Source organism: Cohnella cholangitidis, assembly GCF_014107495.1.
GTDB lineage: Bacteria > Bacillota > Bacilli > Paenibacillales > Paenibacillaceae > Cohnella > Cohnella cholangitidis.
The window spans coordinates 2,327,500-2,343,486 of sequence record NZ_CP041969.1 but is presented as its reverse complement, the minus strand read 5'-3'; the positions used below and the strand labels follow the sequence as shown (position 1 = coordinate 2,343,486).

Annotated in this window: 13 protein-coding genes; all 13 read left to right on the top strand. The window is 43.6% G+C overall.

All coding sequences use genetic code 11. The annotated features are described in order from the left end of the window. The 13 genes from FPL14_RS11160 to pseI all read left to right on the top strand — a co-directional run bounded on the left by FPL14_RS11160 (window position 1) and on the right by pseI (window position 15,974). Window positions 1–1,014 (top strand): UDP-N-acetylglucosamine 4,6-dehydratase family protein, encoded by a 1,014-nt coding sequence (locus FPL14_RS11160; protein WP_182303011.1) that lies wholly within the window; start codon window positions 1–3, stop codon window positions 1,012–1,014. Window positions 1,015–1,054: 40 nt separating this feature from the next. Further along, window positions 1,055–2,206 (top strand): glycosyltransferase family A protein, encoded by a 1,152-nt coding sequence (locus FPL14_RS11155; protein ID WP_182303010.1) that lies wholly within the window; start codon window positions 1,055–1,057, stop codon window positions 2,204–2,206. A 19-nt stretch (window positions 2,207–2,225) separates the two neighbouring features. After that, the gene (locus tag FPL14_RS11150) at window positions 2,226–4,268 is read left to right on the top strand and encodes a hypothetical protein (RefSeq protein ID WP_182303009.1); all 2,043 of its coding nucleotides are present in this window, start codon (window positions 2,226–2,228) and stop codon (window positions 4,266–4,268) included. A 37-nt stretch (window positions 4,269–4,305) separates the two neighbouring features. Next, entirely contained in the window at window positions 4,306–5,262 is a 957-nt protein-coding gene (locus tag FPL14_RS11145) for a polysaccharide pyruvyl transferase family protein (protein WP_182303008.1), read from the top strand. Window positions 5,263–5,280: 18 nt separating this feature from the next. Next, window positions 5,281–7,362 carry a glycosyltransferase gene (locus tag FPL14_RS11140; protein ID WP_182303007.1) on the top strand — a complete coding sequence of 694 codons (2,082 nt, stop codon included), beginning with the start codon at window positions 5,281–5,283 and terminating at the stop codon, window positions 7,360–7,362. Window positions 7,363–7,376: 14 nt separating this feature from the next. Then, window positions 7,377–8,432, top strand: a complete 1,056-nt coding sequence (galE, locus tag FPL14_RS11135; protein ID WP_182303006.1) for a UDP-glucose 4-epimerase GalE — start codon at window positions 7,377–7,379, stop codon at window positions 8,430–8,432. Between the two features lie 99 nt (window positions 8,433–8,531). Beyond that, window positions 8,532–9,620: a glycosyltransferase family 2 protein gene (locus FPL14_RS11130; RefSeq protein WP_182303005.1), complete on the top strand. Its 1,089-nt coding sequence runs from the start codon at window positions 8,532–8,534 to the stop codon at window positions 9,618–9,620. Window positions 9,621–9,654: 34 nt separating this feature from the next. Beyond that, entirely contained in the window at window positions 9,655–10,743 is a 1,089-nt protein-coding gene (gene gmd, locus FPL14_RS11125; protein ID WP_182303004.1) for a GDP-mannose 4,6-dehydratase, read from the top strand. Window positions 10,744–10,758: 15 nt separating this feature from the next. Then, window positions 10,759–11,706 carry a GDP-L-fucose synthase family protein gene (locus tag FPL14_RS11120; protein ID WP_182303003.1) on the top strand — a complete coding sequence of 316 codons (948 nt, stop codon included), beginning with the start codon at window positions 10,759–10,761 and terminating at the stop codon, window positions 11,704–11,706. Further along, the gene (locus FPL14_RS11115; RefSeq protein ID WP_182303002.1) at window positions 11,703–13,103 is read left to right on the top strand and encodes a sugar phosphate nucleotidyltransferase; all 1,401 of its coding nucleotides are present in this window, start codon (window positions 11,703–11,705) and stop codon (window positions 13,101–13,103) included. Before FPL14_RS11120 ends, FPL14_RS11115 begins: the two co-directional genes overlap by 4 nt. 18 nt (window positions 13,104–13,121) lie before the next feature. After that, window positions 13,122–13,847, top strand: coding sequence for a cytidylyltransferase domain-containing protein (locus FPL14_RS11110; protein WP_182303001.1), 726 nt, complete (start codon window positions 13,122–13,124; stop codon window positions 13,845–13,847). Next, window positions 13,844–14,920, top strand: coding sequence for a UDP-2,4-diacetamido-2,4,6-trideoxy-beta-L-altropyranose hydrolase (gene pseG, locus FPL14_RS11105; RefSeq protein WP_182303000.1), 1,077 nt, complete (start codon window positions 13,844–13,846; stop codon window positions 14,918–14,920). The genes FPL14_RS11110 and pseG overlap by 4 nt, the downstream gene beginning before the upstream one ends. Window position 14,921: 1 nt before the next feature. Beyond that, entirely contained in the window at window positions 14,922–15,974 is a 1,053-nt protein-coding gene (pseI, locus tag FPL14_RS11100; RefSeq protein ID WP_182302999.1) for a pseudaminic acid synthase, read from the top strand. Window positions 15,975–15,987: the final 13 nt, after the last annotated feature.

Below are 15,987 nucleotides of genomic sequence, written 5' to 3'. Positions count from 1 at the left end.
ATGGGAATCTATACAGACAAGAAGGTACTGATCGTTGGCGGAACGGGAACAATTGGATATCATTTGACAAAGCGATTGTTGCAAGAGAACCCAAAGGTCATTCGAATATTTAGCAGGGATGAATATAAGCAATACGAAATGGGACTGGAATTCCAGGAACATGCTGATAAACTTAGATTCCTCATTGGCGACGTTCGTGATCAACAGAGATTAGCCAGAGCGATGGAAGATATCGATTATGTATTTCATCTCGCGGCTATGAAGCACGTGCCTTTCTGTGAATATAACCCATTTGAGGCTGTGCAGACTAATGTAATCGGTACCCAGAACGTGATACAATCCGCGATTCAAGCAGGAGTCAAAAAAGTGCTTTTCACTAGCACGGATAAAGCAGTCTCACCTTCCAATACATATGGAGCCACCAAGCTGACGGCCGAACGGCTTATCTCTGCGGCAGGTTATCAGAAGGGCTCTAAAGTTACTTCCTTTGCATCCGTTAGGTTTGGGAATGTTATGGGCTCAAGAGGATCCGTCATTCCTTTGTTCAAAAAACAAATTCTAGAGCAACGAAAAGTTACGATAACGGATATGAGAATGACGCGATATATGATGACTCCGCAACAGGCGATCAGCTTGCTTATGGAAGCGAACGGAATATCCAAGGGCGGAGAAGTGTTTGTATTAAAGATGCCGGTAGTCAGATTGGCTGATCTTACCGCAGTGATGATCGAACAATTATCAAAGGATACCTCTTATCATGGAGATGTGGAGGTTAAAGAAATCGGACTTCGTCCAGGCGAGAAGCTGGATGAAGAGTTGATGACCATGGATGAACAGAACAATGTAATCGAGACGGATTTTATGTACATTATTCCTCCTATTTATGGTCACTCTATTAGCAAAAACAGTTATGTTACCGAAAGTTGGTTGTCAGATAAAATGAAGTATTCCTCGAATGAACTCATCAGTAAAGCAAAGCTTTTGGAATGGTTAAAATACGAGAACTTAATATGAGTCGAATTGAGCTAGAGGCATTTAGAATAGGAGACAACGAATGAAAATATCGGCTATTGTCCCCCTCTATAACGGCGAGAAATATATATTAGACACGCTTAAGCACTTGGAACGCCAAATCTATCCGCTGCATGAGATCATTGTGGTTAATGATTGCAGTACGGATCGTTCCGCCGAGATCGTGGATACGTTTATTGCTAATAGCAGGATAAAAACGAGCCATATTATCAACGACCGCAATAGTGGGGTGTCCTATTCTAGAAATAGGGGCATCAGGGAGTCCAGCGGCGAGGCTATATTATTTATGGATGCGGACGATCTTGCCCATAATCGACTGACGCAATCTCATGTTGAATTATGGGAAAACGTACAATTCAGACAACGCTGGGTTCTATCTCATAGCGCATTTCAGCAGATGAATGAGCAAGGAGAAGTTTTAGAGGGTGTATTTCGATTCAAACAAGTCTCGCCTGAGGAAATATTAGGTTATGAGATTGTGCGGAATTATGTGTATTTATCTGGAACTATCGTGGATAAGGAAGCGATACTAGCCGTTGGCGGCTTTGACGAGAAACTAACTCATTGTGAAGACTGGGATCTATGGCTTCGATTGGCGGTTAGAGGGGGATTCTTATATCATGATGATCCTCTAGTTTTAATTAGAAGGCATAATAATAATGCTTCCAGTACAATCGAGAGTGTTACGGCCGGTGAGAGAAGAGTACTCGAAAAATACGACGCTTCGTTTTTACAAGAGGCTATTAGTAAAAGAAAACTACCAGAGGAGAAAAATATCGTCGATTATGTTTCTGTCATGTATCGACTTGAGAGATGGGAACTCGGATATGATATGATCTCGAAACTTCTGAATATTCAACCTGATTCCATATCCGGTTATTTATTTAAAGGGATGTACGAAGTACATCAGAGAGAGTTTAAGAAAGCTATCCTAACGTTCCAAAAAGCATTGGCCATTGATTCCAAGCGTTGTGAAATACTTAATAACCTTGGGGCTTGCTACTTATCCTTGAAGAATTCCGCCGAAGCGAAAAAATATCTATTTCGTGCTTCAGAGCTGCTTCCTAATTATATGGATGCGAATAAAAATTTATTGATCATTAATGCAAATACGGGTGAAACACCGCATTTTACTTGGAGAGAATTAAGACCGGTGTTGCTTACATACAGTTAGAGTTGGCGGGGGAGATAGGGTGTCGGACTTCGGAATTTTTGGGAAACGATTCGTGTTTTGGGGCACTGGCTCGCTGGCGAAAAGAACCGTTGAGGAGATCGGACAGATCGATGGCGGTGAGTTTTACGATAAGCAAGTATGCTACTATATATCCGGAAATCGAGAGATGGCTGGAACTACTTTCATAGATAAAAAAGTGTATATCCCAGAAAAACTAACCGAAGAATCCAATGTATGCATTGTGATATTGAGCAGTTACATAGCCGAAATAAGCGAACAAATCGATCGGTTGAACATAAAAGGCGCAGAGGTTATCTCCTATAGCCAATTGTTGTATTTCTTCAAAATGTGTCAAATCGATCATAATGAGAACTTGTCGAATCGATTCGAAGCGATAAAAAGACTTTCATTCGAAAAATTGGATTATAGGTTGCGTGAAATCGGTTTTTCCGTTTACGATCTCGAGAAGAAGTGGATTCTATTATATGGAAATACTATTCATGGTAGAATAACGTCCCAGTTCAATCTATTGTGTGAATTGTGGGGACAATCTTTCGACACACAATATTCAGGAAAGAGTATCGCATTGAACTCCTATGACTTGTTCTACAAGCCCGAAACCATTGCAGCGTACATCATGGCCTCATTAGGAGCGAAGATTTATTTCGCTTATGACGATTTTATGAAACCAACCAAGTTTTTTTCGAAGTTTTGGGACTTTTCCAAAGAAATGTTAACCTACGAGAACTATCGTTCCGATTCTAGAGAGAGCGTTCTACATAGACTATTGAATGAAATTGATCAGTTTACGGTTATGGAAATGTTCCGTCACGAAAACATAGTATGGATACCTTATTCAAGCATAGAAGATCGATATGACGATGTTAGAGGTGAAGCGACGGTATCCGAAATAACGAGTAAACATGTATTTAGCTTTACTAAAAGATATATGCAAACGGACAAACTGGATTACAACGATTCGATCACGAAACGTTTTATGGAACTGGCATTCGAAGAGGCTGCATTAAGTAGACGCGTCGGTTTACATCTATATCGGGTAGCTCAACCCGATATCTTCCTGACAACACATGCTATCTATACGACATGGGGCCCTTGTTATGATTTAATGGCAGAAAAAAACGTTGAATCAGTTGTATATGGTGTTAGCGCGCATCAGAACAATCTATACTGCATAAGCGATAGGGCGCTTCAGTTTGCCGATGAAGGGCAATCTTGGAACAATTTCTCCAAACTTGTATTTGAGCCAGCTCAATCGGAGATGGTGGATAAGTATATGAGCGATCGCCTGCAGTTTAAGATTCATGATACTTCCTACTACTACCGCGAAGTAGGCAAGGTCCAGGCTGAATTCGATGATAGAATACAGTCGTTTGCTTCAGGGGAGAAGGTTTTCTGCGCATTTCCGAATATTGTCTGGGATGGAGCGGAAGAGGAACGAGATGTCGTATTTGAGAGCGTGACCGATTGGCTTATTCAAACGATAGAATATTTCAGAAATAAATCGGAGAAGCTCATTGTTCGGATGCATCCTGCCGAGGATACCCTGTATAAAGGAGTTCGTAAGGTAGAGGATGTGCTTCGGAATGCAATCGAAGATATCGATTCGATCGATAACGTCCTGTTAATATCGGCCAAAGAACGCCTTAACACATATGAGTTCGTAAAGAAGCATGTCGACGTCGCGCTAGTGTATAACGGGTTTTTAGGCCTTGAGCTTCCGTATCTCGATGTCCCGACGATTTTAAGCGGAAGAGGACTATTTCGCAATGAAGCCATTAATATCGTTGCGAATTCCAAAGAAGATTATTACCGATTGATCGATAATTACGAGTTAATCGTCTCAAGCCATTCGAAGATTCCCAACGAGAGCATCCGAAAATATTTGTATTGGTATTTGTTTTATGAAACATACGAATTTCCGTTTGTGTCCGTGTTAGAGGAAGAGAGTACGGAAAGATTCAAGGGCAATTACTTCGACTTAAATGAGAATGCGGGTCTTAAGAGGACGATCGACCGGTTCTTGGGTATTACTAAAAACTAAGACCAAAGCAACCTAATTGAGTTCAGGAGGAAGCATTATGCAACAGGTCGCGTTATTGGATACTTCAATCTTGTCATTGAACTGCGGTGACCGGATTATTATGGATGCGTGTCAGCAGGTGGCTGCGTCTATTTTTCCAAATGCTTACTTTATCCCGATTCCAACGCATGAATACGTAACGGAAGTAAGTTACCGACAAATGCGCGATTCCCAAGTGTCCCTCGTTTGCGGAACAAATCTGCTATCTTCTAATATGGATCAGTATAATCAGTGGAAGATCAATCAGGACTATGCGAATAACGTGAATGATATCGTCTTGTTCGGAGTAGGATGGTGGCAGTATCAAGACGCTCCGAATGAATACACTAGCAATTTATTTAAGTCGGTTCTCTCGAAAGATAAGATCCATTCTGTAAGAGATAGCTATACCCGGACAAAGCTCAATGAAATCGGGATCCAGAATGTTGTAAATACAGGATGCCCGACAATGTGGTCCTTAACCAACGCGCATTGCGAGCAGATTCCTACAGCCCAAGCGGACCATGTGGTTACTACCGTTACGGATTATCATGCGGACAAAGCAAGAGATAAAGAAATGTTGCTTAACCTATTAGAAAACTATAAAAAAGTATTCATATGGTTGCAATCTAAAAGAGATTTACCGTATTTAGAAAAGGTTCTAGGCGATTCATTAAATGAGTTTACGATTATTCCGCCTCAGGTAGAGAAGTTTAATTCCTTGCTGGCGAGCGATTTATCTTTGGATTATGTAGGGACAAGGCTTCACGCCGGTATCCGAGCATTACAGCATAAACGCAGAAGCCTTATTATTTCCGTCGATAACAGAGCTGCGGAAATCGGAAAAGATAGCCATTTGAATGTGTTGTCGCGTAGTCAGATAGAACAGTTAACGGAGCGTATAATTAACCCGTTCAATACGTCCATTCAACTGCTTGAGGATAATATACTTATCTGGAAGAGTCAGTTTGAATAGGAGGCAGATTGGCGCGAGATGGAAAAAGAGCTTGTGAGAAAAATTGTCCATATTAACACAAACGATAGTCTTGGCGGAGCGGCTAAAGTCGCCCAGTCACTCATGTTTCGCCAAAATTCCGACTCTATTAGGGCATCCATGCTTGTCGGGTTCAAACAAAGCTCATATCCGTACTCATTTCCTTTCGATATCCGAAGAAACGAACTCGAAGCGACGAATTTGCAACAACAAGGGTTATTGGATTATGAGTTTGAGGGCAGCTACGAGCTCATCCATAACCAGTTAGTGGAGGAAGCGGACGTCCTGCACTTGCACAACCTGCACAGTTACTATTTTCACCCCCTGTCGTTGCGGAAGTTGGCAAGCAGCAAGCCTACGGTCTGGACGCTGCATGATATGCATGCCTTAACGGGGCATTGCGCGCACTCCTTTCTATGCGAGAAATGGAAATCAGGCTGCGACGGTTGCCCGGATTTAAATACGTATCCGAAAATACAGGTTGACTCGGCCCATTTGCTATGGAAAGAGAAAAAGCGGATGTACGAACAAACTCCCTTGCAAATCGTGGTTCCTTCCCAATGGTTAAAAGCGAAAGTAGAATCCAGCATTCTTTCGCAATATAAGACTCATTTGATTTACAACGGTATTGATACAGAGTTCTTCAATCCGGAACTAACCAAATCCCTGAGAAAAGAAATACGCGATCGGTACGGCATCGGGGAACAGGCTATCGTTATCGGACTCAGCGCTCATGGCGGCTTATCTAATCCATATAAGGGCGGGGCTTATGCGGAGAGGGTCATACAATATTGCGAAGAGAAGTATGACGAATTCTACTTCCTTAATATTGGTGCCACCGGGGAGAGTAAGCGCGGTAAAATGATTAACACGGGATACATTTCTTCAGCGCAGGAGTTAAGGGATCTTTATTCCATATTGGATCTCTTTTTATATACCTCTGTTGCGGATAATTGTCCGCTAGTCATCTTGGAAGCGATGTCGATGGGGATCCCTATCGTTTCCTTCGGCACGGGGGGAATTCCCGAATTAGTAAGAGACGGCGTTGATGGTTACATTGCAGCTACCCATGACGTCTCGCAAATGATAGATTTGGTATCTTCACTAATTGAAGACCGGGAGAGACAAGTTCTGTTTTCAAGAAATTCGAGGAATAGGGCTAGCGATTTATTCTCGTTAAGGAAAATGGCCGAAGCCTATGAGAAAGTATACGATGACGCTACGCTCGAGTTCCCTTTCACCCCCTTAAAGATTGCAAAGCCTTCAAGAAGTAGCGCTTCCCTCACGGAAACAACAAAGAAGCGTAGATTGTTGATTTATTATTCTCAGGTTGATTCATGCGACCGCATAGGAAATCCGCTAATGAAGCTTCCTCTGAACTTTGAAGATCGGTTCGCGGTGGAATTCCTAACAGAGAATCAAATGATGAACGTTAAGATTGAGGATACCGATCTTATTTGGCCAATCAGTCCTGAGGTACAGATTAACCCTGATCTACTTCCGTCTATATTATATAACTTAAGCAATCAGGATTTCATATGGACAAACCTTGGCTTGAAGCGCAACAATGGAGCCGGTTTTCATAGGTCATTTCATATTGATACGGTTGTTGAACGGAACTTGGTACGCGTATCCACAGAACATTTAGGCTCTATCGTATTTCAAGGGCAGTTCTTTAATCGAAATAAGGATAGGATCGCCAAAGGGCAATCGATTCAAACGGCCATCGACAAACAGAGCAGGTATAACGTCGAATTGGCAAGCAGATCTTTAGTTAGTTATGCGGAATGGCTGTTACGAGGTCATTCCCAACGGCTTACATATATATATGGCGCAGGCGGACATACGCAGGAGTTGCTTGATGAGCTGGAAGGCCGTATTGAGTTTAAGGGGATAATCGATCAAGACCGTAAACTAAAAGGAAAAACTGTCAGGGGAATTCCGATATACCATATCGGCGACCTTACTCATCTAGAAATAGATAGCATCCTTATATCTTCGGCAAGCTTCGAGGACGAAATATACGCGAACTTGAAAAAAATTTGTACGACAGAGGTGCTTAGATTGTATCGTCCTTATTAAAGGAGGCTTGTTCGATGAAGATCCTCATAACCGGTGGCGCTGGATACATAGGTAGTCATACATGCGTGGCCTTATTGAATCATGGAATAGAGATTGTCGTGGTAGATAATTTGAAGAATAGCAAGATCGACTCCATACATCGGATAAGGGAAATTACAGGGAGGGAATTTCCTTTTTACGAAATAGATCTTTTGGACGATTATTCTTTGGAGCTCGTTTTTAAGAAAGAAAAAATCGATGCCGTGATTCATTTTGCCGGATATAAATCGGTGGGAGAATCCGTTGGGTTCCCGCTGGAGTATTACTATAATAATATAAACGGAACGTTGCTGTTATGTCAGTTGATGCGGAAATACAACGTGAAGAATCTGGTCTTCAGTTCTTCGGCTGCCGTTTACAGCGCGAGCGAAGGCAAACCCATATCCGAGGAATGCCAGTTAGGCCCCTCGAACCCTTATGGTCGTACGAAATGGATGATGGAAGAGATATTGCAGGATCTCTACGTATCTGATCCGGAATGGAGTATTTCACTATTAAGATATTTCAATCCGATCGGCGCTCACCCTAGCGGACGAATTGGCGACAACCCAAGTCAAACTCCGGCGAATCTAATGCCCTACATTACCGGAGTCGCTTCAGGGGCATTAGAGGAACTACTAATCTACGGCGGAGATTATCCCACGCCCGACGGTACCGGAGTTAGAGATTACATCCATATTGTAGATTTAGCGAACGGACATTTGAAGGCGATTGAACGAGTAATGACCAAAACCGGAGTAGACGTTTTTAATCTCGGAACGGGTAGAGGTTACAGCGTCTTGGAGGTCGTGAGTGCTTTTGAAAAGGTATCGGGATTAAAAATCCCGTACAAAATCGTAAGCAGAAGACCGGGCGACATCGCGATATGCTATGCTGATACATCCAAGGCAAGAGAACAATTAAATTGGGTTGCGGCGAAAGGGATTGAAGAGATGTGCGCCGATGCCTGGCACTGGCAACGAAATAATCAAGTGAAATATGAGCAAGATCAAGATATTCCTTTCATAGAATCGGCACTTAAAAACGAATAACGCAACGCTATACATGCAGTTCATTGAAAATACAATAGATTAGAGCGTCCCGGTTCGTATCGAGCACGGGGCTTTAATTTTATGAACCGGGAGGATTTGATGAGTAGTCCTGTCATTACCATTATCACAGCCGTGTTCAACGGTGAGCAAACTATTGAATCTACGTTGAAGAGCGTTGCTCGACAGACTTATCCTAATATTGAATATATTATAGTCGATGGAGGATCCACCGATCGGACAATGGAGATCGTAGAGCGTTACGAATCTTCTATCGCTAAGATGATTTCCGAGAAGGATTCGGGCGTCTATGACGCTTTTAACAAAGGGGTACGTGCCGCTACCGGTGATTTTGTCTACTTCTTAAATGCCGATGATTATTTATATAATGAAACAACTATAGAAAGAATAGCGGCTACAATAAACGAGAGTCCCGAAATCAATGCGATCTACGGCAATATCCTTCGCGTAGAACCTGTATTTGGAATTGAACAAGTTTATGGTAGAGAATTCAATGCAAACGATTTTATCCAAGGATATATGCCGCCGCATCAAGCGCTATTCGTCAAGCGGGAAATGTTTAATAGATACGGACATTTCGATCTGAATTATAGAAGTTCAAGCGATTTCGATTTTATTTCAAAGCTGTATTTAAATGAGAAAGAAAGAATGATTTATATAGACGAGACCATTGCCGTGTTTCGATTAGGGGGGTTATCCACCCATTACAAAACGAGAATTATCGGAATGCGTGAGACGGAGCAATTAATTTTCAAGCATTTTGACCGTAACGTGGATCTCTCGGCAACGGAAATAAGAAACAACGCGTTGTTCAGGCATTGGCTCGAATCGATCCTTCAGGAGAATAAAGGAATAACGGCGGGGTTAAAGGATCGCAAGATTCAAAGAATTGCTATCTTCGGAACGATGAATACGGCACATTACCTTCTTAAAGATGCGAAAATAGAAGGCATTGAAGTTAAAGCCTTTATCGATAACAATAAGTACATGCACGACAAAGAAATTAACGGGATACGCGTCGTTCCAACCGATTGGCTTAGCGATAATCATAGCTCGATAGATGCGGTAATCGTTTCGTTGGAGAGTAACAATGATCAATTTGTCATTAAAGATCTAGAGAACAAATACGGCAAACATTTGATTGTCTTATCTTGGAAGCAATTAATCTAGCGTATGATCTCTCAGGGAGAAATGGAGGCTGTTTATGAAAAAGAAAGCTCTGATTACTGGTGTTACGGGTCAAGATGGAGCGTATTTGTCTGAATTTCTTTTAAAAAAGGGGTACGAGGTACACGGAATTAAGAGAAGGGCATCCTCGTTTAATACAGAGCGAATCGACCATCTTTACCAGGATCGTCATGAAGAGAACGTGAATTTCTTTCTTCATTACGGAGATATGACGGATTCAACGAACCTAATTAGAATTATCCAAGAAGTTCAGCCGGACGAAATCTATAATCTTGCAGCGCAAAGCCACGTCAAAGTATCCTTCGAGACTCCGGAGTATACTGCTAATTCCGATGCAATGGGTACGCTTCGTTTATTAGAAGCAATACGAATTCTAGGGTTAACAGACAGCGTAAAGTTCTATCAGGCTTCGACAAGCGAGCTTTACGGCAAGGTACTGGAAACGCCCCAAAGCGAGACAACGCCTTTTTATCCTCGGAGCCCTTATGCGGCCGCTAAAATTTACGGATACTGGATAACGGTAAATTATCGGGAAGCGTACGGGTTATACGCATGCAACGGAATATTGTTTAATCACGAGTCGCCGCTTCGCGGCGAAACTTTCGTAACCCGTAAAATTACAAGAGCCGCAGCAAGAATCAAGTTAGGGCTTCAACAGAAACTATATCTAGGAAATATCGACTCAAAGCGGGATTGGGGATTTGCCGGAGATTACGCGGAGGCCATGTGGCTAATGCTGCAACAGGACCAACCGGAAGATTTTGTTATTGCAACGGGTGAAACCCGTACTGTACGCGAATTTGTAAATTCCGCATTCATGGAGCTGGATATTCCTATCGTGTGGGAAGGTACCGGAGTAAACGAAAAAGGAATACATAGTCGCACCGGGCAAGTTCTCATCGAGATCGATCCGCAATATTTCCGTCCGACGGAAGTAGATATACTGCTAGGGGACCCGAGGAAAGCAGAGGCCAAGCTCGGTTGGAAACCGAAAGTAGGATTTCATGAGCTAGTTCGAATGATGGTGTCTTCCGACTTGCATATTGCGGAAAGAGATTTGATTATTCAACGAGAAGGATTTCCCGTTAGGAACTTCTATGAGTGAGGGTGATCAACGAGTATGAATAAGCAATCAACGATTTATGTAGCCGGCCATAGAGGCTTGGTAGGATCTGCAATCTGCAGAAAGTTGGAATCCGCAGGATATGAACGGATTATTACGAGAAATAGACAGCAATTAAATTTACTTGATCAAGTAGCCGTGCAACTTTTTTTTGAGACCGAACGGCCGGAATACGTATTTATGGCGGGCGCTAAAGTTGGAGGAATCCATGCCAATAACGCGTTCCCAGCGGAATTTATTTATGAGAACTTGGCGATACAGAATCATGTTATTCATTCGGCCTATTTATCGGGAGTCTCGAAGCTGATGTTTCTAGGGAGTTCTTGTATCTATCCCAAGTTGGCGCAACAGCCGATTAAGGAACAATACTTGCTGACCGGCGAATTGGAACCTACTAATGCCCCATACGCGATAGCCAAGATAGCTGGCCTGCAAATGTGCGAAGCATATAATCGACAGTATGGAACAAATTTTATTGCCGTCATGCCGACTAATCTTTACGGGATTAACGATAATTTCGATTTGAACAACTCTCATGTTCTCCCGGCGCTGCTCAGGAAATTTCATGAAGCAAAGAGAGATAATTTGCCATTCGTTGAAGTATGGGGCACGGGTAAACCTCGCAGGGAATTCCTCTATGTAGACGATTTAGCTGACGCATGCGTGTTTTTGATGGAGAAATACGAATGGAAAGATATCGGGAATTTCGTGAACGTGGGAACGGGCGAAGATCTGTCTATCGAAGAACTCGCCAATACAATTAAGAAGGTTGTAGGTTACTTGGGCGATATTAAATTTAATGCAGACAAGCCCGACGGAACGCCACGGAAGCTGCTGGACGTTTCATCCATTAATCGATTGGGTTGGCACGCTACAACGAAGTTAGAGATAGGTATCCGCCAAACCTATGATTGGGTATTAAGAAACGGGATGGGAAATATATGAAGCTTATTCTGTTGTCTGGTGGATCGGGTAAACGCCTTTGGCCGTTATCTAACGATGCCAGATCAAAACAGTTTCTCAAAGTGCTGGATAATGGTCTAGGCGAAATGGAATCCATGGTTCAGCGCGTGTGGAGACAACTGAGTACATTAGGATTAGATAAGTTTTCTTATATTACGGCTAATAGATCGCAAACGGATATGTTGAAAAGCCAACTAGGCGACGAAATTCCAATCATTTTGGAACCGGAACGCCGCGATACTTTTCCTGCCATTGCATTGGCTGCCGTTTACTTGAGCGATATCGAAAATGTCGATCCTGACGAGACGGTTTGCGTCTTGCCCGTGGATCCCTATGTCGATCTCTCGTATTTTCAAAAGATAATTCAACTCGAAGAAGCCCTTAATAAATCAAAGGCGGATTTGGCGCTAATGGGCGTAACACCTACTTACCCCTCGGAAAAATATGGATATATTGTGCCGTGTGAGGATGAGTTAAGCTATGGATATAAGAGAGTTAATTGTTTCGTGGAAAAACCGGTCGAATCGAAGGCAACGGAACTAATCGCTAAGCAAGCCTTATGGAATTGCGGAGTATTTGCCTTTCGTTTACGATTTTTACTTAATATATTAGAACAGAAACAATATAAACTTGATTATCATTGGATGTCCGAGCATTATCGGGAGCTATCCAAGATCAGCTTCGACTATGAAGTAGTAGAGCAAACTTCCAAGGTTGTCGTCATCCCACACGAGGGCTCGTGGAAGGATCTGGGGACGTGGAATACGTTAACGGAAGAAATTCAAAAGCCTATAATGGGAAAGGGACAGCTAAGTGTCGACAGTACCAATACCCACTTAATCAATGAGCTGGATATCCCCGTTACGATCATGGGAATAACCAATGCGATAATAGCTGTAAGTCCTGACGGAATACTAGTGGCGGATAAATCCGCTAGTTCGAAGCTGAAATTGATGTTAGGCGATACTCAACATAGACCGATGTATGAAGAAAGGTTATGGGGATGGTATCGAATACTGGATTATACGAAAAATGATAACGGCTTCGAAGTGTTAACTAAACGCATTGGAATCCATGCGAATAAAAATCTGAGTTATCAGATCCACTATGATCGAGCGGAGATTTGGACGGTCATATCCGGACATGGAGAATGTGTTATTGAGGGGAAACTCCAAGCCGTCAGCCCTGGCACGACTATTAACATTACACCGGGCACGCGGCATGCCCTTAAAGCGCATTCTGACATGGAATTAATCGAAGTGCAGATTGGTCAAGAATTAATAGAGGAAGATATTTATCGCGAAGCTATGGATTGGACGGAAATATTAAAACGTGCAAGACTGGATAATTTGGATAAGGTTGACGTCGAAACCCGTTGAGGCGAGGGAGAATTATTCGTGAAAACTATCGTTATCATTCAAGCAAGAATGGGATCGTCTCGTCTTCCCGGTAAAGTATTGCTTCCTCTTGGAGATAGTTGCGCGTTGGACTACGTCGTAAATCGGTGCAAGCTAATCACGGGCGTATCGGAAGTGATCGTTGCAACCTCCACGTTGCCGTCAGATGATCCAATAAAAAACTGGTGCGACAAACATAGGGTTTCTTGCTTCAGAGGCTCCGAAGAGGATGTTCTTTCGCGCTTCTACGAGTGTTCTTTATTGTATTCCCCGGATTACGTAATTCGCGTAACATCGGACTGTCCTTTCGTCGATTATCGTCTTGCCGGCCACATTGTTGAAGCGATGGCTGACAGCCCGGCGGATATTGTCGTGTTAGAAGGTAGTCTTCCTCGCGGACTAGCTGTCGAGATGGTCGCGTTCACTGCATTGAAGAAAATATACGAGATTGGATCCGAGCCGCGGCATCGCGAGCATGTTACTTATTATGCGTATGAGTTCTCGGATCAATTTACCCGAACGATTGTTCAGGTTCCGCAAAATTTGCAGCATTCCGAGCTTAGAATTACTCTGGATACCGAGGAGGACTATGCTCTGTGCCAAGCTGTCGCCCAAGCATTTTCGGGCCGGAAAGATACGTTGTCCAGCGACGTCGTAGATTACTTGCTTAGAAGTCCGGAAGTGTCCGCGTTAAACAAACATATCGAACAGAAACCGGTGGTATGATGATCGCTAGAAAAGCTTTCATTCGAGCAGATGCTTCTTTGGCCATTGGAACGGGACACGTAATGAGATGTCTCGTTATTGCCGATGGCTTGAAACGCGAGGGTTTCGAAGTCTCATTTATCTGTCGGGAGACGGAAGGCAATATGGACGGGTATATCGAATCCAGAGGATTTGCCGTTTTTCGACTACCGATGGAGAATTCGCCAGATCAAAGCGATACGTTGCGGGATGCCGAGTTTACCATACAAATCATCGCTAACTTCCCGGAGACGCCGGATTGGTTGATTGTGGATCATTATGGCATAGACAAGAAATGGGAAAGCGTTGTTAAACCGTTTGTCGGCCGCATGCTGATCATCGACGATTTAGCCAACCGACCTCATATAGGGGATATGTTATTGGATCAGAATATCAGCGATCCCGCCAAGAATCGTTATGGGGAGCTAGTACCGGAGAAGTGCATCCAGCTTCTAGGGCCTCGCTATTTATTGCTAAAGCCTTCTTTTTACGAAGCTAGACGCACGCTCAGGACGAGAAACGGCAAGATGAACAGGCTTCTTGTATTTTTTGGCGGGAGCGATCCGACGAACGAGACGGCTAAAGCTTTGGACGCGCTTCAAAGCATGGACCTTGCTTTTATTAAAGTTGATATCGTTATAGGGCAAATTAACAATAACCGCGCCGTGTTAGAGCAGAGGTGCGGAATGATACCCAATATCGAACTGCACGTTCAAGTGGAAAATATGGACGAATTTATCGTTCGGGCGGATTTCGCGTTAGGATCTGGCGGAGTCGCCATGTGGGAGCGTTGTTACCTTGGATTGCCTTCCGCCGTAACCATCGTGGCGGATAACCAGATAGAGGGTGTGAGGTTAGCCGAGTTGTCAGAATCCGTTTGGAATATGGGGTGGCATGAACAAATAAATTCGGATCATTATGCCGATATATTACTTAAAGCCCTTACTAGACCGCAAGATCTGATAAAGTTGGGAATGAACGGGCTCGCATTAATGGATAGTCGGCCGGAAACCGCATATAACAGGGTTTTAGAAGCTCTATTGGGGGAAATCTAATTTGATTCAAGACATTGCGATTGCAGGCCGTTTAATAGGTAAAGGCCATAAGCCCTTTCTCATTGCCGAAATGTCAGGCAATCATAACCAATCCTTGGAGCGGGCATTGGCCATCGTCGATGCTGCGGCCGATGCCGGAGCCGATGCGCTCAAGCTTCAGACGTATACCGCAAGTACGATGACATTGGATGTGCACGAAGGAGATTTCTTTATTTCCGACTCGAATAATATATGGGAAGGAACATCGTTGTATAAGCTGTACGAGGAAGCTTATACCCCTTGGGAATGGCATAAGCCGATTTTCGACCGCTGCAAGGAAAGAGGGATACTGGCTTTCAGTACTCCCTTCGACGCGAGCGCGGTCGAGTTTCTGGAATCGCTTGAGGTTCCCGCCTATAAAATCGCATCTTTCGAGAATACGGATTTACCGTTAATTCGTAAAGCCGCGGCAACAGGGAAGCCGCTTATTATTTCTACGGGAATGGCTTCCGTCGCGGAGTTGCATGAAACCGTGAATACTGCCCGAGAAGCGGGCTGTACAAGCCTTATCTTGTTGAAATGCACGAGCACGTATCCGTCTAGCCCCGTCAATTCGAATCTGGCGACCATCCCTCATATGGAGCAGCTCTTTCAATGCCAGATAGGCCTGTCCGATCATACGATGGGTGTCGGAACGGCCGTTGCTAGCGTAGTCTTGGGCGCAAGAATAATCGAGAAGCACTTTACGCTCTCTAGGGCAGACGGCGGAGTCGATTCCACCTTTTCATTGGAGCCGCAGGAATTTAAATCACTCTCGGTTGAAACCGAAAGGGCATGGCAATCGCTCGGACGTATTTCTTATGGCGCAACGGATGCCGAAAAAAATTCCTTGAAATATCGACGTTCGCTATACGTGGCTGAAAATATGAAGGCCGGGGAAATATTTAGCGAACAGAACGTTCGGGCGATTCGTCCGGGACTTGGTCTGCCGACTAAGTACTTAGAGCGGATTCTAGGCAAAACAGCGAAAGAAGATATTAAGAAAGGGACTCCGCTTTCTTGGGAGCTGCTCTAGAACGAATATGGAC

Coding starts and splice junctions, on each gene's coding strand:
- FPL14_RS11160 (WP_182303011.1), top strand. CDS start 1: ATGGGAATCTATACAGACAAGAAGGTACTGATCGTTGGCGGAACGGGA.
- FPL14_RS11155 (WP_182303010.1), top strand. CDS start 1,055: ATGAAAATATCGGCTATTGTCCCCCTCTATAACGGCGAGAAATATATA.
- FPL14_RS11145 (WP_182303008.1), top strand. CDS start 4,306: ATGCAACAGGTCGCGTTATTGGATACTTCAATCTTGTCATTGAACTGC.
- FPL14_RS11140 (WP_182303007.1), top strand. CDS start 5,281: ATGGAAAAAGAGCTTGTGAGAAAAATTGTCCATATTAACACAAACGAT.
- galE (WP_182303006.1), top strand. CDS start 7,377: ATGAAGATCCTCATAACCGGTGGCGCTGGATACATAGGTAGTCATACA.
- FPL14_RS11130 (WP_182303005.1), top strand. CDS start 8,532: ATGAGTAGTCCTGTCATTACCATTATCACAGCCGTGTTCAACGGTGAG.
- gmd (WP_182303004.1), top strand. CDS start 9,655: ATGAAAAAGAAAGCTCTGATTACTGGTGTTACGGGTCAAGATGGAGCG.
- FPL14_RS11120 (WP_182303003.1), top strand. CDS start 10,759: ATGAATAAGCAATCAACGATTTATGTAGCCGGCCATAGAGGCTTGGTA.
- FPL14_RS11115 (WP_182303002.1), top strand. CDS start 11,703: ATGAAGCTTATTCTGTTGTCTGGTGGATCGGGTAAACGCCTTTGGCCG.
- pseG (WP_182303000.1), top strand. CDS start 13,844: ATGATGATCGCTAGAAAAGCTTTCATTCGAGCAGATGCTTCTTTGGCC.